The organism is Sphingomonas pseudosanguinis (genome assembly GCF_014196255.1).
Classification (GTDB): domain Bacteria; phylum Pseudomonadota; class Alphaproteobacteria; order Sphingomonadales; family Sphingomonadaceae; genus Sphingomonas; species Sphingomonas pseudosanguinis.
On record NZ_JACIDH010000004.1, the window covers coordinates 57,302 to 79,076 of the forward strand.

17 protein-coding genes and 1 tRNA gene are annotated in these 21,775 nt (G+C 67.7%); 3 read left to right on the forward strand and 15 right to left on the reverse strand.

Annotation, left to right across the window (positions count from 1 at the left end):
- Positions 1-9: 9 nt before the first annotated feature.
- From GGR48_RS07195 to GGR48_RS07260, 14 genes are all read right to left on the reverse strand, one after another.
- Positions 10-582, reverse strand: coding sequence for a chemotaxis protein CheD (locus tag GGR48_RS07195; protein ID WP_183951241.1), 573 nt, complete (start codon positions 580-582; stop codon positions 10-12).
- The gene (locus tag GGR48_RS07200; RefSeq protein WP_183951243.1) at positions 579-1,598 is read right to left on the reverse strand and encodes a protein-glutamate methylesterase/protein-glutamine glutaminase; all 1,020 of its coding nucleotides are present in this window, start codon (positions 1,596-1,598) and stop codon (positions 579-581) included. Before GGR48_RS07200 ends, GGR48_RS07195 begins: the two co-directional genes overlap by 4 nt.
- Positions 1,598-2,455: a CheR family methyltransferase gene (locus tag GGR48_RS07205; RefSeq protein ID WP_183951245.1), complete on the reverse strand. Its 858-nt coding sequence runs from the start codon at positions 2,453-2,455 to the stop codon at positions 1,598-1,600. The genes GGR48_RS07200 and GGR48_RS07205 overlap by 1 nt, the downstream gene beginning before the upstream one ends.
- Complete coding sequence (locus GGR48_RS07210; RefSeq protein ID WP_183951247.1) at positions 2,452-4,632, reverse strand: chemotaxis protein CheA; 2,181 nt, start codon at positions 4,630-4,632, stop codon at positions 2,452-2,454. The genes GGR48_RS07205 and GGR48_RS07210 overlap by 4 nt, the downstream gene beginning before the upstream one ends.
- A 13-nt stretch (positions 4,633-4,645) precedes the next feature.
- Positions 4,646-4,918: an STAS domain-containing protein gene (locus tag GGR48_RS07215; protein ID WP_037568354.1), complete on the reverse strand. Its 273-nt coding sequence runs from the start codon at positions 4,916-4,918 to the stop codon at positions 4,646-4,648.
- An 83-nt stretch (positions 4,919-5,001) separates the two neighbouring features.
- On the reverse strand, positions 5,002-6,516 hold the full coding sequence (locus GGR48_RS07220; RefSeq protein WP_183951249.1) for a methyl-accepting chemotaxis protein: 1,515 nt from the start codon (positions 6,514-6,516) through the stop codon (positions 5,002-5,004).
- Positions 6,517-6,670: 154 nt separating this feature from the next.
- Positions 6,671-7,180: a lactoylglutathione lyase gene (gloA, locus tag GGR48_RS07225; RefSeq protein WP_183951250.1), complete on the reverse strand. Its 510-nt coding sequence runs from the start codon at positions 7,178-7,180 to the stop codon at positions 6,671-6,673.
- Between the two features lie 83 nt (positions 7,181-7,263).
- A complete protein-coding gene (locus GGR48_RS07230; protein ID WP_183951252.1) occupies positions 7,264-7,689 on the reverse strand; it encodes an organic hydroperoxide resistance protein in 426 nt (141 codons plus the stop codon).
- Positions 7,690-7,763: 74 nt separating this feature from the next.
- Positions 7,764-9,152 carry an efflux transporter outer membrane subunit gene (locus GGR48_RS07235; protein ID WP_183951254.1) on the reverse strand — a complete coding sequence of 463 codons (1,389 nt, stop codon included), beginning with the start codon at positions 9,150-9,152 and terminating at the stop codon, positions 7,764-7,766.
- Positions 9,149-10,327 (reverse strand): HlyD family secretion protein, encoded by a 1,179-nt coding sequence (locus tag GGR48_RS07240; RefSeq protein WP_183951255.1) that lies wholly within the window; start codon positions 10,325-10,327, stop codon positions 9,149-9,151. Before GGR48_RS07240 ends, GGR48_RS07235 begins: the two co-directional genes overlap by 4 nt.
- Before the next feature lie 3 nt (positions 10,328-10,330).
- A complete protein-coding gene (locus GGR48_RS07245; protein WP_183951256.1) occupies positions 10,331-11,977 on the reverse strand; it encodes an MFS transporter in 1,647 nt (548 codons plus the stop codon).
- A gap of 284 nt (positions 11,978-12,261) precedes the next feature.
- The gene (locus GGR48_RS07250) at positions 12,262-13,203 is read right to left on the reverse strand and encodes a hypothetical protein (protein WP_183951257.1); all 942 of its coding nucleotides are present in this window, start codon (positions 13,201-13,203) and stop codon (positions 12,262-12,264) included.
- Between the two features lie 188 nt (positions 13,204-13,391).
- On the reverse strand, positions 13,392-15,911 hold the full coding sequence (locus GGR48_RS07255) for a PAS domain S-box protein (protein ID WP_183951258.1): 2,520 nt from the start codon (positions 15,909-15,911) through the stop codon (positions 13,392-13,394).
- 223 nt (positions 15,912-16,134) lie between these two features.
- On the reverse strand, positions 16,135-17,001 hold the full coding sequence (locus GGR48_RS07260; protein WP_183951259.1) for a peptidylprolyl isomerase: 867 nt from the start codon (positions 16,999-17,001) through the stop codon (positions 16,135-16,137).
- A 96-nt stretch (positions 17,002-17,097) separates the two neighbouring features.
- Between GGR48_RS07260 and GGR48_RS07265 the strand changes: the two genes are divergently transcribed.
- Positions 17,098-17,188: transfer RNA gene (locus GGR48_RS07265), tRNA-Ser, on the forward strand.
- A 13-nt stretch (positions 17,189-17,201) separates the two neighbouring features.
- Here the strand turns inward: GGR48_RS07265 and GGR48_RS07270 are convergent.
- Entirely contained in the window at positions 17,202-17,657 is a 456-nt protein-coding gene (locus GGR48_RS07270; protein ID WP_183951260.1) for an Lrp/AsnC family transcriptional regulator, read from the reverse strand.
- Positions 17,658-17,769: 112 nt separating this feature from the next.
- Here GGR48_RS07270 and GGR48_RS07275 point away from each other — a divergent pair, with 112 nt between their 5' ends.
- Positions 17,770-18,960: a methionine gamma-lyase gene (locus tag GGR48_RS07275; RefSeq protein WP_183951261.1), complete on the forward strand. Its 1,191-nt coding sequence runs from the start codon at positions 17,770-17,772 to the stop codon at positions 18,958-18,960.
- Positions 18,961-19,237: 277 nt separating this feature from the next.
- Complete coding sequence (locus GGR48_RS07280; RefSeq protein ID WP_183951262.1) at positions 19,238-21,688, forward strand: TonB-dependent receptor domain-containing protein; 2,451 nt, start codon at positions 19,238-19,240, stop codon at positions 21,686-21,688.
- The last annotated feature ends 87 nt before the right edge of the window (positions 21,689-21,775 follow it).

A 21,775-nucleotide genomic window follows, 5' to 3' on the forward strand; every position in this document is an offset into this window, starting at 1 on the left:
CGAGAGACATTAGAAAAATTCGACGTCGCCGGTCGCGGCGGGCGGCGGCGGCGGGGCGGGGCGGGCGATCCGCGGCATCGGCGCCACGGTATCGGTGACGTGGCGACACCGGGCGAGGCCCAGCGCGGGGCGGAATTCGACGCGGCGCGCGCTGACGCCGCCGACATCCTCGCCGACCAGCGCGATTCGCTCGTCCGCCAGGAAACGCCGCGCGAACTGCGCATTGGCGCCGCCGATGTCGCGGAACCCGTCGCGCATGGTCGCGCCACCGAACAGCCTGGCTTTCAGGCTGTGTCGCTGGGCTCCCAGGGCCATCATGGCGTTGATCAAGACTTCCATCGCATAGACACCGTAGCGCTGCATGGATTTAGGATCGGTTTCCGCCGCGCCCGGTTCGGCCAATAAAAAGTGATTTAATCCGCCCACCCCGGCGATCGGATCGTACAGGCACGCGGAGATGCAGCTGCCGAGCACGGTCGTCAGCACGACATCGCGTTCCTGCGACACGCGCGTCTCGCCCTGGATGATGTTGATTCGTCGCAAGCCATCGCTGCGCGCCATGCCGGCGGGTGACGGGGTCATGCGCGACACCGTTCGATGATCGCCGGCGCGACGCGGGTCAGCGTCAGCTGCTTGGTCACCGCGCCCACCTCCTGCGCGACGCCGGGCATGCCATAGACGACGCAGCTTTCCTGGTCCTGGCCGACGGTGAAGGACCCCTTGCGCCGCATCGCCAGCAGGCCGTCGGCGCCGTCGCGGCCCATGCCGGTCAGGATCGCGCCGACCGCCTTGTCGCCGACATTCTTGGCCACGCTGTGGAACAGCCGGTCGACCGAGGGGCGATGGCCGCTCATCGGATCGTCGGGGATCAGCCGCGCGCGATACTGGCCTTCGGTGCCGCCGACTTCCAGATGATGGGTGCCGCCGGGCGCGAGATAGACATGGCCGGGCAGCAGCGGCTGGCCGTGACGCGCCTCGGCCACGGTCGGCTTGGACAGCCGGTCGAGCCTTGCCGCGAAACTGGTCGTGAAGGTCGCGGGCATGTGCTGGACGATCACGGTCGGCGGGCAGTTCGCCGGAAAGCCGCTGAGCACCTGGATCAGCGCCTCGACGCCGCCGGTCGATGCGCCGATCGCGATCAGCGAGCCGGCGCGGGGCGTGAAGTTGGCGGCGGCCACGGGCGCGGGCGGTGCGGACATGTCGCGTACCCGGATGCGCCGGCTGCTCGCCGCCGCCTTGACGCTTTCGGCCAGGCGCGGGTCGAGGCAGTTGGCCGCCGGCTTGGCGCAGCATTCGACCGCGCCCAGCTCCAGCGCGCGGATCGTCGTGTCCGCGCCCGCCTGGGTCAGTGTCGAGAGCATGACGACCGGCATCGGGCGCAGGCGCATGACCCGCTCGAGGAAATCCAGCCCGTTCATGTCGGGCATCTCGACGTCCAGCGTGATGACGTCGGGATCGAGCGCCTTGATCATCTCGCGCGCCTGGTGCGGGCCGTTGGCGGCGCCGACCACTTCGATATCGGGATCGCGACTCAGCATCCCCGCGATCAGCGCGCGCATGGTCGGGGAATCGTCGACGATCAGGGTACGAACGGCCATCAGGAAACTTTCTGGAAAGCGGTGCGACCGATGCAGTGAAAGCGCGCCGATACTTCCGGCGGGATGCGTTCGGCATGACCAATGTAGAGGATGCCGCCAGCCACGAGCTGATCGGCGAAACGGGCCAGCAACTGAGCCTTGGTGGGCTCGTCGAAATAGATCATGACATTGCGGCAGAAGATGACGTCGAACGGCCGCCGCATCGGCCAGCTGCGCAACAGGTTGAGTTCGCGGAACGCGATCGGCGCGCGTAGCGCTGGGGACAGCTCCTCCATGTCGCCCGCCGGCTGGCACCAGGCCTGTCGCATCGCCGGCGGCATGGTGCGCGTGGTGTCGACCGGATAGCGGCCGGCGCGCGCGGCCGCGATGACGCTGGGCGACAGGTCGGTCGCCAGTATCTTGAAATCCTGACCCGCCAGCTTGGCCGCCGCGCGGGTGTCGGTGCCCAGGATGGTCATCATCAGCGAATAGGGTTCCTCGCCGCTGGAACAGGCGGCGGACCAGACGCGCACCCGCCCGCCCGAGGCGAGGCGATCGGCGAAACCGGGCCAGAGTTCGTCGCGAAAATGCTCGAAATGATGATTTTCGCGAAAGAAGAAGGTGTGGTTGGTGGTCAGCGCATCGACGGCGCGCGCGCGTTCCTCCGTGTCATTGGCGATGAGCGCGAGATAGTCGGGAAAACTCTCCAGCCCGCACGCCCGCAGCCGCCGCGCCAGCCGGCCATAGATCAGCTTGGCCTTGTTGTCGGGCAGCAGGATGCCCGACTCGGCATAGATCATCTCGGCGATCGCGCGATGGTCGGCCGCCGAGAAGGCGAACTCCATCTCGCGCTGGGGGATGGCGGCGGGGGCGTTCATGCGGCCAGGTCTTCGATGAAGGCGCCGCCGCTGCGGCCGTCACGGCGCCAGCGGCCGATCAGCGCATCGACGTCGAGGATGAGGGCGACGCGGCCATCGCCCAGGATGGTCGCGCCGGCCAGGCCATGGATGGCGCGGTAATTCGCTTCCAGGCTCTTCACGACGACCTGACGCTGGTCCTGGATCGAGTCGACCATCAGCACCGCCTGACCCTGGTCGCTCTCGACCACGATCAGCACCGCGTCCTCGGGCTTGCGGGTGGCACCGCCGACGCCCAGCTGTTCGCCGACGCGGTGGACCGGGACATAGGTGCCGCGCACGTCGAGCAGCGGCGACTGGCCGCCGACGAAATGGACCTCGTCGATGCCGGGGCGCAAGCTCTCGACGATATGGGTCAGCGGGATGACGAAGGTCTGGTCGCCGACGGTGACGATCATGCCGTCGAGCACGGCCAGCGTCAGCGGCAGACTGAGCGAGAAGCTCGACCCCTTGCCCAGTTCGGACTGGATGCCGATGCGGCCGCCCAGCGCCTGGATGTTCTTGCGCACCACGTCCATGCCGACGCCGCGACCCGAGATGTTGGAGACGACGGCGGCGGTCGAGAAGCCGGGGGCGAAGATCAGATTGTCGATCTCTTCTTCCGACAGCTGCGCGTCGGGGGCGATGATGCCGCGCTCGATCGCCTTGGCCTTGACGCGCGCGCGGTCGATGCCGCGGCCGTCATCGGCGACCGTGATGACGATCCGCCCCGACTGGTGCGCGGCCGACAGGGTGACGACGCCCTCGCCGTCCTTGCCCACCGCCTTGCGATCGGCCGGGGTTTCCAGGCCATGGTCGACGGCGTTGCGGATCAGATGGGTCAGCGGCTCGCCGATGCGTTCGACCACGGTCTTGTCGACCTCGGTCATCTCGCCCTCGACCTCCAGGCGGACGCGCTTGCCGGTCTCGACCTCCAGTTCGCGGATGATACGCGGCACGCGGCTGAAGACGGTCTTCATCGGCTGCGCGCGGATGGCCATCGTCGAATCCTGAAGCTCGCGCGTCAGGTGGTCGAGGTCGGACAGCTCGGGGATCGAGCCCATCTCGTTCTCGGACAGGCGCTGCGCCAGCATCGCCTGGGTGATGACCAGCTCGCCGACCAGGTTGACCAGCCGGTCGAGCTTGTCGAGGTCGACGCGGATCGTCTGCGCGGCGGCCGCGGCGACGCGCGGGCTGTTGGCCACCTCGGCCAGTGACGGGGCGGCCGGTTCGACGGGCGCGGGCGCGGCGGGAACGGCGGCCAGAGGGGCGGGCGCGGTGGCGACCGGTGCGGGGGCGGCGACCGGCGGGGCGGCCGGCGCGGGCTCGACTGCTTCGGGTTCGGGCGCGGGGGCGGCCGGAACCACCTCCTCGGTCGCGCGCGTGACGGTCAGGCGGCATTGCGGATCGGCGAAGTCGAAGACCGCGCGAATGTCGTCCTCGTCGGTCGTGCCGGGCAGCGCCAGGGTGAAGCCCATATAGGAGCGTTCGGCGTCCAGCCCGTCGAGCAGCGGCAGGTCGGACAGATCGGCGGACAGCGTGCGGGCGCCCATGCGCGACAATTCGCGCAGCGCCAGCATCGGCTCGGCCCCGTGATCGAAGGCGCGCGGGCCGGGATGCACGGTCACGATCCATTCGGCCGGTGCGGTCTCGGCCGCCGGTGCGGCGGGTTCCTCCAGCATCGCGAACAGCGCGTCGAAATCGTCCATCGGGGCGGGTGCGGGCGCGGGCGTGTCGGCGACCGCCTCGACCTCGGGTGCGGCCTCGGCCCCGCCCTCGATCTTGCCCTCGGCGGCGGCGGCCAGACGGTCGAGCATCGCCTGGTCGGCGGGCATGCCGCCTTCGCCGCGCGCGGCCGCGACATGGTCGGTCAGCGTGTCGAACGCCGCGACGATCAGGTCGATCAACGGCTCGCTGAGCGGCAGCGTGCCGTTGCGGATCAGGTCGAGCACCGTCTCGTAATGGTGCGAGAAATGCTGCAACCGGTCATGGCCGAACGCACCCGCGCCGCCCTTGATCGAGTGGACCGAGCGGAAGACGGTGTTGATCGTCTCGTCATCATGCCGCCCACGCTTCAGATCGGCGAAGGCGCTTTCCAGGGCGCCGAGGCCTTCTTCGCATTCCTGGAAGAAAATCTGCTGGATCTCGTCGAGATTCATCGGGTCGGGCCTTTCAGGCGGCGGGGGTGACGAGGCGGTCGAGGCCCGCCAGCGTGATCATGGAAGCGAGCGCTTCGGACGGGTTCTGCAATTCGAAGTCCGTGCGGATCGAGGCGGCCATCGCCTGCGCGCTGGCCAGCACCTGGAGACAGGCCTGGCCGGCCTGGGTCACCTGACCACCGTCCAGCGCGATGGCGTCGCCCGACGCGATCAGGTCGAGCAGCGCCTGGCGCAGCGGCGCGGCGGCGGTGGTGTCGAGCACGGGGGCAAGGGACAGAGCGGTCACGGTGAAACTCCAGTCGGCAGTTCGAGGCGGCGGCAGGAAGGGAAGAAGCGGTCCCGCCCCGGTTCAGAAGGGCGGGGCCGGCATCAGAATTCGGTCCAGTCGTCGTCGCTGACCGCCAGCGCGGCATTGCCGCTCGACTGGGGGGCGCTGGACGCGAAGGACGGGGATGGCGCGGCCACCGGCGGACGGGCGGCGCGTGTTGTCTGCGCGATGCGACGACCGGCGGCGGCGGCGCGCTGCTGCAACTGATGGACCGGCAGCGACGAGGCGGCGGGTGCGATCGGTGCGGCCGGCGTCGCGACGAAGCCGTCATGATGGCCACCGCCATGGGCGATGCGGAAGCGGGCGACCTCGCGTGCCAAGCCATCGGCCTCAACCGCCAGCGAGCGGGCGGCGGCGGTGGCCTGTTCGACCATCGCGGCGTTCTGCTGGGTCACGCCGTCCATCGCGGACACGGCGGTGTTGACCTCCTGAAGCCCGACCGCCTGCTTCTCGGCGGAGCTGGCGATGTCACCGACCAGCCCGCTGATCTCGGTGATGCGCGCGATGATCCGCTCCAGCGCCTTGCCGGTCTCGCTGACCAAGCCGACGCCCGATTCGACCTGTTCGGAGCTGGCGAGAATGCGCGACTTCACGTCCTTGGCGGCATCGGCCGAGCGCTGCGCCAGCGCACGCACCTCGGAGGCGACGACCGCGAAGCCCTTGCCCGCGTCACCCGCGCGCGCCGCCTCGACACCGGCGTTCAGCGCCAGGAGGTTGGTCTGGAAGGCGATGCCGTCGATGACGCTGATGATCTCGGAGATTTCGCTGGAGGCGCGCTCGATGCCGGCCATGGCGTCGACCGCGCGGCGCACGACGTCGCCCGACTGTTCGGCCTCGACCCGCGCATCGGCGACCGCGCGGTTGGCGCGGTTGGCGCCCTCGGCGGTCTGGCGGACGGTCGAGGTGATCTCGTCCATCGCGGCGGCGGTTTCCTCCAGGCTGGCGGCCTGCTGCTCGGTGCGCTGCGACAGGTCGTCCGAGGCCTGGCGGATGTCGCTGGCGCCCGAATTGATGCCGTGGGTGGAGGCAATGACGGTGCCCATCGTGCTCGCCAGCGCCCCGACCGCGCGATTGTAATCGGCGCGCAGCTTTTCATACTCGGCCGGGAAGGGGGTATCGATCGACTGGTCGAGATTGCCTTCGGCCAGTTCGCCCAGGCCCTTGCCCAGCGCGGTCACGACGACCTGCTGCGCCTGCGCGGCCTGTTGCACGCCGACGGCATTGTCGCGGAACACGGCCACGGCCTTCGCCATCCGACCGATACAGTCGCGATAGTCGGTATAGGGCACATCGGTGTGCACATTGCCGGCGGCCAGGCGTTCCATGGCCTCGACGCTGCCCACATAGGGGTTGCAAATCAGTGAACGGCTGACGCGCGATACGGCCAGCGTGATCGGCAGCACCGCCGCCGACAGGATGATCGGCAGGGTCGGCGCGACGCCGCCATGTGCCATGATGGTCGCAATCAGCCCGGCGGTCGCCAGTGCGCCATAGACGACGGTCAACACGTCGAATTTCTGGCGAACAGGTGCCGTTTTGGCGAACCAGGTAATCATGATGGTCCCTCCATCGACCGCGAGTGGGAGACTCGCACTTGGTCGGGAAGGGGCTTGCGAATCCCTTCCCTTCCTCTCCGATCTGCCCGTTATGGTCCGAACCGGTAAATATCCGGTTGCGGAACCATTTTTCGGTCGGGAAGGGACTGGGTCGTCAGCGCGGCGGCAGGCTGTCTGTCATACCGGCGGCCGAGAGAATCTCGATCCAATAGCCGTCGGGGTCGGTGATGAAGGCGATATCCTTCATCTTGCCGTCCTGCGGCCGCTTTTTGAACGGCACGCCCAGCGACTCGAAGCGTTCGCAAGCGCCCGTCACATCGGCGACGCTGATCCCGATATGACCAAAGCCGCGCGGATCGGCATTGCCGTCATGATAGCCCTTGAAATCGGGGTCCGACTCGGTGCCCCAATTGTGCGTCAGCTCCAGCGTGGTCTCGCGGTCGAAGATGAAATGCGCGCGTTCGGCCGGGTCCTCAGGGATCGATTCGCCATCGGTCAGATAGGCCAGGAAATAGAGCGAGAAGCGCATCTCCTCGAAATCCAGCTGCTGGAGGAGCGTCATGCCCAGCACGTCCTGATAGAAGGCGAGCGATGGCTTGGGATCGCGGATGCGCAGCATGGTCTGGTTGAGCGCGAAGGATTCGGTGCCGGCGGGGCGGGTCATGAAGGGTCCCTTGTCAAAAAAAGGAGGCCCCCCGCTTCGAAAAAGCGAAGGGCCTGGAGGTTTCACATGCGGTCGTGGTCGGCTCAGGCGAGCGTCAGGCCGACATCGACATTGCCGCGCGTGGCGTTGGAATAGGGGCAGACCTGATGCGCGGCGTGCATCAGCCGCTCGGCATCGGCGCGGTCGACGCCGGGCAGGTTGACGGTCAGGTCGGCCGTGATGCCATAGCCGCCCTCGTCACGCGGACCGAAGCCGATCTCGGCGGTGACGGTCGCGTCCTGCGGCACCTTCACACCTTCCTTGCCCGACACCGCCTTCATCGCGCCCAGGAAACAGGCCGAATAACCCGCCGCGAACAGCTTTTCCGGATTGGCGCCCTCGCCGCCCGGACCGCCCATTTCCTTCGGGACGACCAGCTTGACGTCAACCGAGCCGTCTTCGCTGCGCGCCGCACCGTCGCGACCGCCGGTCGCCGTCGCTTTCGTCTTGTAAATGGCTTTCACGCCCATATCGGCTCTCCCATGCTAAACGAGTCCGGGGGCACAAGCGCGTCAGCGCGGATGGCGTTCCCTTTTCCCGGTGTTCAGCGCGCGGTCGCCTGGATCGCCGCGTCCGACCAGCCGCCACCCATCGCTTGATAGAGGGTGATATACGCGGTCAGCTGATTGGCCTGCGCCTCGGCGAGCGCCAGTTCGGCGTTCAGCAGGCCGCGCTGCGCATCGAGCTGTTCAAGATAGGAGGAATAGCCCGCGCGGTAGCGGTTGGAGGCGATGCGCAGCGCATCGGCCTGCGCGGTCCGCTGTCCGGCCAGCGCCACCGCCTGCTCGCCCGAGCGGCGGACCGAGGCCAGGCTGTCGTCCACCTCGCGAAACGCGGTCAGCGCCGCCTTGCGATAGGCATAGGCCGCTTGGTCGCGCCGCGCCGCGCTGGCATCGGCCTGCGCGCGCAGGCGGCCGGCGTCGAAGATCGGGGCGAGCACGCTGCCGCCGATCGAGAAGATGGTGATCGGGTTCTTGAGCGCGCTCGACAGGACGACGCCCGCCGTTCCGGTCAGCCCCAGGCTGGGCAGCATCGCCGCGCGCGCGCTGTCCAGCGAGCGGTCGGCGGCGACCAGCGCCTGTTCGGCCTGAAACAGGTCGGGGCGGCGGCGCAGCAGGTCGGCGGGCAGGCCGTCGGGGATGGCGGGACGGACCAGCCGGTCGATGGGTAGGCCGCGCGTGATCGGCCCCGGCGTGCCGCCGACCAGCACGCTCAGCGCGTTCTCCTGTCGCGTGACCGCCAGTTGCGCGGCGGCGACCAGCTGTTCGGTCGAGCGATACTCGCCTTCGGCCTGCCGCAGCTCCAGATGCGAGGTATAGCCGGTTTCCGCGCGCCGCCGGGCGATGCGCAGCGCGTCGGCGCGGGCGGCCAGCGTCTCGCGCGCGATGGTCAGCCGGTGATCGAGCGCGCGCAACGTGACGTAACCGCTGGCCACCCCGCTCGCGAGCGCCAGCCGGACGGTATCGCGTGCCGCCTCGGTCGCCAGCAACTGCGCGCGCGCCGCCGCGCGGGCGCTCCGCAACCGGCCGAACAAGTCGAAATCATAGCTGGCCTGGACCAGCGGCTGCGTCCCGAAGGCGTCCAGCCCGGTGCCGAGCGCGGTGACGGTCCGCGCCTCGCTGACCGGCAGTCCGGCGGTGATGTTGGGGGACAGCTGCGCCCGCGCCAGCCGCTCCTGCGCGCGCGCCTCCTCGACCCGTGCGGCGGCGCTGCCCAGATCGGGACTGTTCGCCAGCGCGGTGGTGACGAGCGCGGTCAGTTGCGGGTCGCCGAACGCCTGCCACCACTCGGTCGCGATCGGGCTGCCCGGCCCCAGCGTCGTGCGCCAGGCAGGGGGCGCGACGACCGCGCTGGCCGCCGGCCGTTCGGGGCGCGGGCCGATACAGCCCGCCAGCAGCAGCGCGGCGATCAGGGAAGGGGCGGCGCGCCTCATCGCACCACCGGTCCGCCGGCGGTATCGACACTGGCCTGTACCGACATGCCGGGGCGCAAGCGCTGGCTGAGCGGCTGGCCCGGATCGACGCGGATGCGCACCGCGATACGCTGCGGCACCTTGGTGAAGTTGCCGGTGGCGTTGTCGGACTTGAGCACCGCGAACTCGGACCCGGCGGCGGGCGAGATGCGCTCGACCCGGCCGGTCAGCCGGGCATTGTTCAGGCCGTCGACGGTGAAGCTGGCCGGCTGGCCCACCGCCATGCGCGCGGTCTGCGCTTCCTTGAAATTGGCGATGACCCAGGTTTCGGGCGGCACCAGGAACATCAGCTGCGATCCGGCGGTGACATATTGGCCCAGCCGCACGCCAACCTCGGACAGGCGGCCATCCTCGGGCGCGCGGACGATGGTGTTGGCGAGGTCGATCTGCGCGAGGCGCCGCGCGGCCTCCGCCCCCGACACGCCCGCCTGCTGCCCACCGCGCCCGACGACGACGGTGCGGACGTCCTGCTGCGCGATCTCGCGCGCCGCCTTGGCCTGACGCAGCGCGGCTTGCGCCTGGCGTAGCGCCGCCAGCGTCTGGTCGCGTTCGCGCAAGGACACCGAGCCGTCGGTGACCAGGTCGTTGACGCGCGCCATGTCGGCCTGCGCGCGCATCAGCTGCGCCTCGGCATTGGCGACGGCGGCGTCCTGCGCCGACAGGCTGGCGGTACGCGACGCCTGCGCCTGGCGGCTATTGGCGAGCGTCGCCTCCTGCGCCGCGACCTGCGCAGTCGCCTGGTCGACGCGCTGGCGATAGATGCGGTCGTCGATGCGTACCAGCGGCTGGCCGGCGCGCACCGTCTCGAAATCGCGGACGAGGACGGCGGTGACATAGCCGCTGACCTGCGGCGCGATCACGGTGGTGCGACCGCGGACATAGGCGTTGTCGGTCGACTGGATGCTGCTGGAAAAGGGCGGCAGCCGCCACGCCGCCAGCACCGCCGCGATGCCGCCGACGACCAGCACCAGGATCAGCGCGCGCGACCGCCATCCGCCCGAGGGCGGCCGCCATCCCGAAGCCGGCGGCGGCGCGGGCGGGGGGACGGGGGCGGCGTCGACCGGCCCGGCACCGGCTTCGGCGGCGGCCTGTTCGGTCATCGGGGTGGGGGAGACGGGCGAGCGGGTGTCGGTCATGGCTCAGGCCTTGGCAGCGGCGCGGGCGCGCCGGTTGCGCCGCCAGGTCAGCAGCGCGAGGAACAGGGTGACGGCGGCCGCAAGTGCTGCGACCAGGCGGAAGACATCGTTATAGGCGCGGATATTGGCCTCGCGCGTGGCGGCCTGCGACAACAGCGCGCCGCCCTCCGCGCGCGACAGGGTCGGGTCGGAGACGACGCCCGACACGCGCACGCCGCCGGCCTGGATACGCTGCGTCACCTGCGGGTCGGTGGGGTCGATATTCTGCACGATCGCGGCGCTGTGCGTCTTTTCGCGGACCACCTGATAGGTGCCGAGCAGGGCGGTGCCGCCCAACCCGCCGACCGAGTTGAGCATTCCGAACAGCGCGATGAAGCTGATCACATGCCCCGCCCCCTGTTGCAACGCGCGGGTCATGCCGAACAGCAGCGAGGGGCCGAGGAAGAAGGTCGTCGAAAAGGCGATCAGCGCCTGGGTCGCATAAAGCTGTGGCGCGCGGGTGAGGTTCGTCGAGAAGCTGTCGGCAAAGGCCGCGACGGCGACCAGCGCGATCGCGAACATGACGGGATGGGTCAGCCGGGTCACGTCCAGCGTCACCGCGCTGGCGACGACCCCGGCGACCGAGGCGATGAAGACGATGGTGAACAGCGTCCCGAACTGGTCGTTATTCTGGCCCAGCGTGGTCAGCAGGCCGACCGCGGCGTAATTCTGTTCGGACAGGACGATACGTGCCATCAGCGTGACGATGGCGAAGCGGATGATGTCGACCGACCCCAGCCAGCGGGTGTTGAGCAGCGGATTGACCCGGTTATGCTCGATCCACAACGCGGCGGCGAGCAGCGGGATGGCCAGGACCAGCGCCCAGCCGATCCATTCCGCCTGCGTCCACCACACCAGCCGCCCCTGGCCCAGCACCGCGCAGATCAGCCCGATGGCGGGCGCATAGAGCGCGAAGGTCAGGAAATCGAGCGGCTCGAACGCCTTCAACCGCTGAGTGGGGGGCAGGCGGAGCGCGACGATCGCGGCCAGGCTGATCGCGGCCAGCCCGAACTCGAACATATAGAGCGTGCGCCACTGCGACATGGCGAGCAGCTCGGGCGAGAACAGGCGCGCCAGCGGCGTCGCGCATTGCGGCACGCCGATGCCCAGCACGATGGCCTTCAACCGCCATTTCGCGGGCAGCGCCTGCATCATGTAATAAAGGCCCAGCGACGACAGCGCCGCCGCCGCCATGCCGCTGGCCGCGCGCACCGCGATGGCGGTGCCGAAATCGCGCACGAACAGATGCGCGAAGGCCAGGACGGTATAGAGCCCGACGAACAGCAGCGCGAACGGGCGCAGGCCGAATTGCTGGCGGAACTTGATGAGCAACAGGTTGATCGACGCGTTGGTCATCACATAGGCGATCGGCAGCCACGCGATCTCGGTCGGGTCCAGCCCCAGCGCGCCCTGCAACTGCAAGGTGTTGACCTGGACCAGCGCATTGCCCAACCCGCCGGTCAGCCCGATCAGCACCGCGATCAAACCATAGGCCAGCCGGCGGCGCAGCGGGTGGTCGAAATTGCCGGGAGAGCCGGGAATGGTCGGCCGTTCATGGGGAGCGAAGGACCATTCCTCCTCGCTCCAAAATTGCCGAAACCGCGTCGCCATCCCTGTCCTTTCGACCCGCTGCGCCGAACGCGCAAGTCGTTGAATCGGGTGCGTGACGATCGCACGCCGCACAAGCCGGGGACAGATGCCCGCGAGTGACCCTAGCAAACCCCTGCGGGATTTCATTCCTCCCCTGTAAGGGGAGGGGAACCATGCGAAGCATGGTGGAGGGGTGTCACCGGTCGTTGGTTAGACTGACCTTGCCAGCCGGAACACCCCTCCGTCAGGCCTGCGGCCTGCTACCTCCCCTGCAAGGGGAAGAATGGGGTGAATGTCGATCGGCCCTAAGCGGTCAGCCCTTGATCGAGTTCGACCAGCCGCGCCTCCATCTCGGCCTGTTGCAGGGCGAGGAGCGTCTGCAGATCGGTACGTTGCCTGGCGATCTGCGCGCGCGCATCGACCAGGCTGACCTGCTGGCCATCGACCTCGGTCATGATGGTGGCCGGATTTTGCCCGTTCTTCGCCAGTTCGGCGATACTCTTGTCCATGTCCGCCAGCGCGGCGGCCATGTCCTGGTCGGCCACCATGGCCGATCGCGACATCTCCGCAAGGCCATCCTGAATCTGCTTGCGCAGCACGGGCCGTAGTTCGGCCATGTGGTTCTGGTTAGTCTCTTCGGTCTGCTTTTGAATCCTGATGCCTTCGCCTTCAAGCTCCTTGCAGGGTGCCGAAATCGAATCCAGGCTCATGATCTTGAGCATGTGATATTTCCATTCGATCCGCTTTTTGCGGAATTCGGGAATGTTGAACGAGAAATCGGTTCGTGCTTTCCGAAATTCGGGAATTTTCGTGCTGAAGTCCTGGCGCTTCATGCCGCATGACCACAGTTTCGTCTTGATGCCGAAACCGATGTTCCGGATTTTCCACCGACAATCCGGAAGGTCGAGCGAAAAGCCACGGTTCTTGAACGTGGTCTTGATGGTGTCGAAGCTGAATCGACGCGTTTTCATCGTGACTTCGGGAACGTCGAAGGCGGTCGTCGTGACATCCCACTTCACCGTGCCCGAACCGCAAATGTCGCCCTTCTTCTCCAGATCGTCGGTCTGATTTTCGATCTGCTGATATTCATCTTGATATTTTTGGTTGATACGGTCGATCTCGACCTGTTCGGCACTCGCGGGCTGTTCGGCGACGACGGCGCTATCGTTTTGCGGCGGCGGCGCACCTTGCGCCGTTGCAGCGAAAGGCGCGGCGATACCGATAGCGGCATGTAGAAACTTTTGCATGATCCCCCCATGGAAATGGATTGAGAATGACGCAAAGCAACAAGCCGGCACGAACCCGGGAAGGTATCCGGCAACACCATCGATCTCAACGGATCGTGAGAGGAGCAATCGTATTTTCGATCCGCAATGCCGAAGACTGATCGAAAACGGAGGTAATCGCGATCGGCGACACCTTTCCGGTGTGCGGTTTACCCGTCCAGCATCGCCCGTATCCGCGCCGCCAGGTCGGCAAAGTCGAACGGCTTGGTGATCAGCGCGACGCCGGCGTCGAGCCGCCCGCCATGGACGATCACATCGCGGGCATAGCCGGTGGTGAACAGCACCTTGAGCGCCGGGTGGAGCGACCGCGCGGCCGAGGCCAGGTCGGCACCGGTCATGCCGCCGGGCAGCACCACGTCGGAGAAGAGCAGCGCGATGCGCGATGCCTCGGGGGCCTCCAGCAGCGCGAGCGCGCTGGCGCCGTCTTCCGCCTCCAGCACGTCATAGCCCAGTTCGCGCAGCGCCTCGGTCGAATAGGCGCGGACGTCCGCGTCATCCTCGACCACCAGGATCGTCTCCGACCCCTGGACCGCGCCGCCGGGTGCGGCGGGGGCCTCGACCGGCGCTTCGACCGCACCCTCGAAGCGGGGCAGGAACAGCGAGACGCAGGTGCCCTGGCCGGGCTTGGAGTCGATCTGGACCTGTCCGCCCGATTGCTTGGCAAAGCCATAGACCATCGACAGGCCCAGACCGGTGCCCTTGCCCACTTCCTTGGTGGTGAAGAACGGCTCGAACACGCGGCCCAGCGTTGCGCGGTCCATGCCGGTGCCGGTATCGCTGACATCGATCGCGACATAGTCGCCCGGATCAGTGGGATAGGGGACCGGCCCCGCCACCATCGTCGCATGACCGTCCAGCCGGGCGTTGCGCAGCGTGATCGACAGGGTGCCGCCATGCGGCATCGCGTCGCGCGCGTTGACCGCCAGGTTCAGGATCGCGCTTTCCAGCTGGTTGGGATCGGCCTCGGCCCGCCACAGTTCGGGCTCGGCGCGGATGTCGAGCGTCACCTGCTCGCCCAGCGTCCGGGTCAGCAGGTCGGACAGCCCGTCGACCAGCCGCACCGGGTCCACCGATTGCGGCGCCAGCGGCTGGCGGCGTGAAAAGGCGAGCAGCCGCTGGGTCAGCGTCGCGGCGCGCTTGGCCCCGGTCATGGCGTTGGTCGCGGCCCGCCTGGCGCGCGGTTGCTCGTCGGTGGGCAGCAACCGGTCGAGCATTTCCAGATTGCCGACCACGACCTGGAGCAGGTTGTTGAAGTCGTGCGCGATGCCGCCGGTCAGCTGGCCGACCGCCTCCATCTTCTGGCTCTGGCGCAGCTGCGCCTCCATATCGGCCAGCCTTTCCTGCGCGGCCAGCCGGTCGGACACGTCGGTCGCGAACTGGTACGCGCCGATCGGCGTACCGTCGGCGGCGACCAGCGGGCTGAAGCGCAGCTCATAATGCCGCTTCTCGTTCGCACGGTCGGTCAGCGCCTGGATGACCGAGAACTCCTCGCCCGCCAGCGCGCGGGTCCAGTAATCGCGCATGACCGACAGGATTTCGGGGCGCCCGGCCATCGCGTCGCCCTTGTGCTGGCCGATATGCGGGCGCAGGCCGAAGATCCGCTCGAAATCGTCCGCCGCGGCGCGGTTGATCGCCAGATAGCAATGGTCGAAGCCCAGCACCTGCACCATCGTGCCGGTCGAATCGATGATGTCGGCGAACAGCTTGCGCTCGGCCAGGGCTTCGGCGACGCGGCGCTCCAGCACGGCGTTGACGTCGCGCAGCGTCGCCTCCGCCCGGCGGCGCTCGTCGATGTCGAAGACCGAGCCGACCATGCCCAGATAGACGCCGTCGTCGATGCGCGGGATCGCGGTGACCGTCGCCCAGTGATAGCCGCCGTCGCGGTGGCGCAGGCGGAACTCCAGGTTGAACGCCACCTGGTCGCGGGTCGCGGCGCGAAAGGCGTTCTCGACCAGCGCGCGATCCTTGGCATGGATGGCCTTGATCCAGTGGAAATCCAGCCCCTGGTCGATGTCGAAACCGGTCTGGGTGGTCCAGGCGCGGTTGATGTAGACGCAGCGGCCATCGGCCTGCGTCACCCACATGATGATCGGCGCGTGATCGGCGACGTTGCGGAACCGCGCCTCGCTCTCGCGCGCGGCGACGATCGCGATCTCGCGCTCCTGCCGGTCGCGCATCCGCGCGCTGCTGTCGATCACCGTGGCCAGCACGCCGGCGGGCCGCCCCTGTTCGTCGGCGATCGGCGTATAGTCCAGGTCCAGCCAATGCTGCTCGCTGCTGCCCCGATGCTCCAGCATCATCGCCTGGTCCCGATAGGCCAGGCTCTGGCCGTTCATGCCCGACAGGACGACCTGCTCGTTGAACGCGCGCGCCTCCGGCCAGGCGTCGAGCAGGCGCGCGCCCAGAATGGCCGGATGGCGGTTGCCCGAAAAGGCGGCATAGCCGGCATTGTAGATCAGGATGCCCTCCGGCCCCCAGATCGTCGCCATCGGAATGGCCGACGACAGGGCGATGCCGATCGCCGTCATGCGGCTCTGCGGCCAGGACGCGATCGGGCCGAGCGGCGTCGCGGCCCAGTCATGGCCCGCGATCAACCGCCCCATCTCGCCGTTGCGCGCCAGAACGGCGGCAAAACCGGCGGGTATGTCGGCATGGGCAGTCGCGGTCATGCTTCGTCCGTCTCCCTCGAACGTGGCGCAGCCATCGCTGTAGCGTTGCTTTGTTACGAGGAACAGAGGGGGATGGCGTGATCTTGCGGCCGATCACGCGCAATTGCTCCGACAGGCGAAAACTCTGTTTTTATTGTGTTTACACTTGCCGTTGCGCGATAGGGGCACCTGGACCAGCAAGCCGCCCCAACAGGTGACGGGGAAAGCCATCCCCCCCGTCGTGTCAGGGCACCTTGCGAACCGGTGGCAGGGCCGCGCAGATGTCCACGCCCCCGGCCGGCACGGTGAAGAAGTCGTTCTTGCGATTCTCGCGCGACGTGATCCAGGCGGCGAAACGCGGCGACACCGTCTCGCGATACTGGAAGCGGGGCCGTTCGCCCGCCGGCAATTCGCTCGCCAGCCTGGCCGAGACGATCGGCAGTCGCTGCGCCTCGTCCTTGTAGAAGCCCAGATCGCCCGTCCCGCGCGGCAGGGTGGACAGCGCCTCCATGCCGTCGATCACGCGCCCCGCCACCGCGATATTGCGGTCCAGACCGCGCGGCGAATGGCCGATGATCGTATAGAGTTCGGCCCCGGTCCCCGTGCTGGGCGCCAGATCGCGCGCGACGCCGACCATGCCATAGCAGTGCGGAATCCATTCGCCGGTTGCGTTCCCCGCCAGCGGCCAGCCGTCGCGGCTATAGCCCGCCCAGGCGGCATAGGGATCGGGCCGGCTCAGCCGCGCGACCGCGCTGTTGCCGGAGCGGACATATTCCGCCGGCGGATTGGCGACGATGCCGGTGGGCAGCGGCTTCTTCTCGGTCGCGTCGCCCCATTGCGCGACGTAATTCTCCTGCACGCGGTAGACGCTGGTCCCCGCATCCCACCAATGCGCCCGTGCCAGCGCCCGGATATTGGCGACATGCACCGGCGCCTGCGCGGCGGCGAGGCGGACCGTCACCGTCCTGCCGTTCGACAGGGTGAAGACCAGCACCTCGTCATCGGGAACCGCGATCCAGTCGCCGGGCAGCGGATCGCTCGCCTGGGCGGCGGGAGCGGGGGCGGGCGAGGCCTGCGTCAGAAGCGCGGCGAGCAGAAGCGCGATCGTCATGACGCATGAGACTGCCCCAGCCGCCCGCCCCACGCAATCGCTTGCGCGAGGCCGAGAAGCGCATTAGGGGCGCGTGTTCCAGGCATGAACACATGCGGAGCGGTGGCCGAGTGGTCGAAGGCGCTCGCCTGGAAAGTGAGTATACGGCAAAACCGTATCGAGGGTTCGAATCCCTCCCGCTCCGCCATCTCTGCCCCTCATCACCGCGTCGGAAAGGTCCGGCTGCTCTTCACCACGCCATAAGCGAAGGTCGTGTCGAGGCTGGCGATGCCGGGGATGGCGTGCATCTCGCGGCGGATGAAGATCTCATAGGCTTCCAGGTCGGCGACGATGACGCGCAGCAGATAGTCGGCGTCGCCGGTCAGCAGGTGGCAGTCCATCACTTCGTCCAGCTGGCGGATGGCGTCCTCGAATTGCTGCACCAGCGCGCGGCCGTGGCGTTCGAGGCGGACGCGGATGAAGGCGGTGACGGGCAGGCCGTATAGCCGCTGGTCGACGATCGCGGCATAGCCCTGAATCACCCCCGCCTCTTCGAGCAGGCGCACGCGGCGTAGGCAGGGGGAAGGGGACAGGTTGACCTGTTCGGACAGGTCCTGGTTGGTGAGGCGACCGTCCTGCTGGAGCAGGCGGATGATCTGCCGGTCTTTCGCGTCCATGACCGACCTTAGCAGATTCTGCCAAGCCAGGCGCGATTTCTGGCGGAAAACGCAATTTCGGCGGGGACGCTTCGTCATAGGATGCGGTCTTGGCGGACAGGAAGGCCCCGATATGACCAAGCATGCCGAACTCAGCTTCGCGACGGCGGCGATCCATCATGGCTATGACCCGCTCGACCATGACGGTGCGCTGACCCCGCCGCTGCACCTGACCTCGACCTTCGCCTTCGAAAGCGCGGAGGACGGCGCGGCGCGGTTTTCGGGCGAGCGGCCGGGCCATGTCTATAGCCGCATCTCCAACCCGACGCTCGACCTGCTGGAGCGGCGCATCGCCCATCTTGAGGGCGCGGAGGCGGCGCTGGCGACCGCGTCGGGCATGGGTGCGATCACCGCGACGCTGTGGACGCTGCTGCGGCCGGGCGATGAGATCCTGACCGACATCACGCTTTATGGCTGTACCTTCGCCTTCATGCAGCATGGTCTGGGGCGCTTCGGCATCCGCGTGACCCATGTCGATATGACCGATCTGGCGGCGGTCGCGGCGGCGTTCGGCCCCGACACCCGGCTCGTCTATTTCGAGACGCCCGCCAATCCCAATATGCGGCTGGTCGACATCGCGGCGGTCTGCAGGCTCGCCAAGGCGCATGGCGCGTGGAGCGTGGTCGACAACACCTATTCGACGCCGGTCATTACCCGCCCGGTCACGCTGGGCGCGGACTTCGTCGTGCATTCGGCGACGAAATATCTGGGCGGTCATGGCGATCTGGTCGCCGGGGTCGTGCTGGGTCGTGCGGAGGACATTCAGCAGATCCGATTGTTCGGGCTGAAGGACATGACGGGCGCGGTGCTGTCGCCGTTCAACGCCATGCTGATCCTGCGCGGGCTGAAGACGCTGGAGCTGCGGGTCGAGCGCCATGCCGCATCGGCGATGACGATCGCAACCCGGCTGGAGGCACATCCGGCGGTCAGTGCGGTCCATTATCCCGGCCTCGCCAGCTTCGCCCAGCGCGATCTGGCCGCGCGGCAGATGGCGTTGCCCGGCGGCATGATCGCGTTCCAACTGCATAGTGGTTATGAGGGCGGCAAGCGCGTGATGAACCGCCTGACGCTGATCACCCGCGCGGTGTCGCTGGGCGATGCCGAGACGCTGATCCAGCATCCCGCCAGCATGACCCATTCGACCTATCCGGTCGAACAGCTGATCGCGCATGGCGTGATGCCCGATCTGGTCCGGCTGTCGGTCGGGCTGGAGGACCCCAAGGACATCTGGGCCGATCTGGAGCAGGCGCTGGTGGAGGAGTGAGGCCGCGCGTCGAGCGAGTCGGTGCCGTGGCTTTACGGGGGGCGATCATCCTCGATCTGGCCCGCATTTTATGCCGCGGAACAAGGTGGCAATGATAAGTCCTTGTAATGCTTACGCTATCAAGCCGATTTGGTATTGGCAAGAAACAGGTAAGAAATTGATGGGTTATAATCAAGACATTGAGAAGATGATGTCGTAATGAAGTAGTTTTAAGATTTAAGAATATTTCAATCGAGCAAGTGTATCCCCCAGATCAACAATAGCCATCGGGGGGTGCATGAAGGTTAATTGGATTTTACTGGCCGCCGCATCGGCGATCGCCATGCCCGCTCAAGCACAGACCGCGCCGGAACACGCCAAGACGGCTGAACAGGATGTGGTGACCACCGGCGTCGCCAAGGGCCGCGACCGGTTGGACAGCGCGACATCGACCAGTTCGCTGCGTGAGGCGGAGATCGCCCGACTGGCACCGCGTTCGATCGGCGAATTGCTGCGCGACATTCCCGGCATCTTCGCCGAGGCGCCCAATGGCGAGAGCATCGCCAACATCACCATCCGCGGCCTGCCGCTATCCTCGTCGGGCGCCAAGTTCGTCCAGCTGCAGGAAGACGGTCTGCCGGTCATGGAGTTCGGCGACATATTGGGCGCCAGCTCGGACAGCTTCATGCGAGTCGACCTGAACCTGGCGCAGGTGGAGGCGATCCGGGGCGGTTCGGCCTCGACCTTCGCGTCCAATTCGCCCGGCGGCATCATCAACTTCATCTCGAAGACCGGCGAGCAGGAAGGCGGCGCCGTCGCGCTGACCGCCGGACTCGATTTCGACCAGTATCGCGCCGACTTCGATTATGGCGGGCGGCTGGCGAGCAATCTGCGCTTCCATATCGGTGGCTTCTACCGCCAGGGCGAAGGTCCGCGTCGTACCGGCTTCGACGGGCAGAAGGGCGGTCAGATCAAGACCAATGTCACGCGCGAGTTCGCCGGCGGCTATATCCGCTTCTACGGCAAGTATCTGGACGATCGTTCGCCCTTTTACGAGGCGGTGCCGTTCCGCGTGACGGGCACCAACGAAAAGCCCGCATTGTCCGCCATCCCCAATTTCGACCCGACCCGCGACACGCTGTTGTCCAGCCGGTTCCAGTCGCTGCTGATCATGGACGGCGACAATCGCCCGGTGCTGGAGGATATGCGCGACGGCCAGCGGGTGAAGGAGCAGGCGTTCGGGCTGGAAAGCCAGTTCGGCCTGGCCGACTGGACGATCACCGAGCGCTTCCGCATCGCCGGTCGCTCGGGCGGGCTGATCGGTCCGTCGGGCAGCCAGATCCTGTCGCCCGCCGCCGCGCTGACCCGGCTGGGGGCGACCGGCGGCACGTTCCGCTACGCCAATGGCCCCAATGCGGGGCAGGTGATCGCCGATCCGAGCGCGCTGAACGACAACGGCCTGATCGGCGTGCTCGCGATCCGGGATCGCCACCAGCAGGACATCGGCAACATCACCAACGACATTCGCGCCAGCCGCGTCTGGGAGGTCGCGGGCGGCAGCCTGACGACGACCGCCGGCTGGTATTCGGCGCGCCAGTCGATCGACACGACCTCGATGTACGCGGTCGCGGTGTCGGAAATCCGGGGCGGCGGCGATGCGGCGCTGCTCGATGTGTTCGACGGCACCGGCATCGCGCGGACGCAGAACGGCATCTATGCCTATAACGCGCTGTCGGGGACGCAGCGGCGGACGACGCGCCTGCGCTATACGGTCAATGCGCCCTTCGCCTCGGCCAATTTCCGCACCGGCCGCCTGTCGGTCGGTGCCAGCCTGCGCTATGATCGCGGCACGGCGCGCGGCACGCTGTATGGCGTCGAGTTGGGCCAGGGAAGGGTGGGGCAGATCGCCTTCGACCTGAACGGCGACGGCACGATCAGTTCGCCCGAACGGCGCGTCGGCGTCACGCCCAATGATGCGCCCGCCTTCGTCGATTATGACTATGGCTATCTGTCCTATTCGGCGAGCGTCAATTTCCGCGTGGCCGAACCCTTCTCGGCCTTTGCCCGCTATAGCCGGGGTGCGCGTGCCAATGCCGATCGCCTGGCTTTCGGCACGGTGATCGACGCGGCGACGGGCCGGCTGACCGATCCCAGCGCCGCCTATGATCCGGTCAAGCAGGCCGAGCTGGGCGTGAAGTTCCGTCAGGACTGGATCGCGCTGAACCTGACCGCCTTCCATGTCGAGAGCAATGACACCAATGTCGATAACTCGACCAAGCTGGCGCTCTCGCGGCGCTATCGCTCCAAGGGGCTGGAGTTCGAGGGGCGGGTCAGCCAGGGGCTGTTCAGCCTGGCGGGCGGTGCCACCTATACGACCGCCGAGATCGTCGCCGATCGCCTGAACGCCGCCGTGGTGGGCAACACGCCGCGCCACCAGGCCAATCTGATCTTCCAGGCCACGCCGCAGATCAGCAATGACCGGTTCGCGCTGGGGGCGGTGTTCATCGGCACGACCAAGAGCTTCGCGCAGGACAGCAATCTGCTGCGCATGCCCGGCTATGTCACCACCAATGCCTTCGTGCAGGTGCGCCCGGTCGACCGGCTGCTCCTGTCGCTGAACGCGACCAACCTGTTCGACGTCGTGGCGGTCACCAGCATCGAGGAGGACCGCATCCCCGCGACCGGTCTGCTGCGCGCCCGCCTGCTCAACGGCCGGGCGATCTCGGCCACCGCACGCTTCGACTTCTGAGGCCGCGCCTCACGCTCCCCCAAGACCGGGGGAGCGTGAGGATCGCCCGTCGCGGGCGTCCGCCGGGCCGGGTTCGGCCCCAAGTCG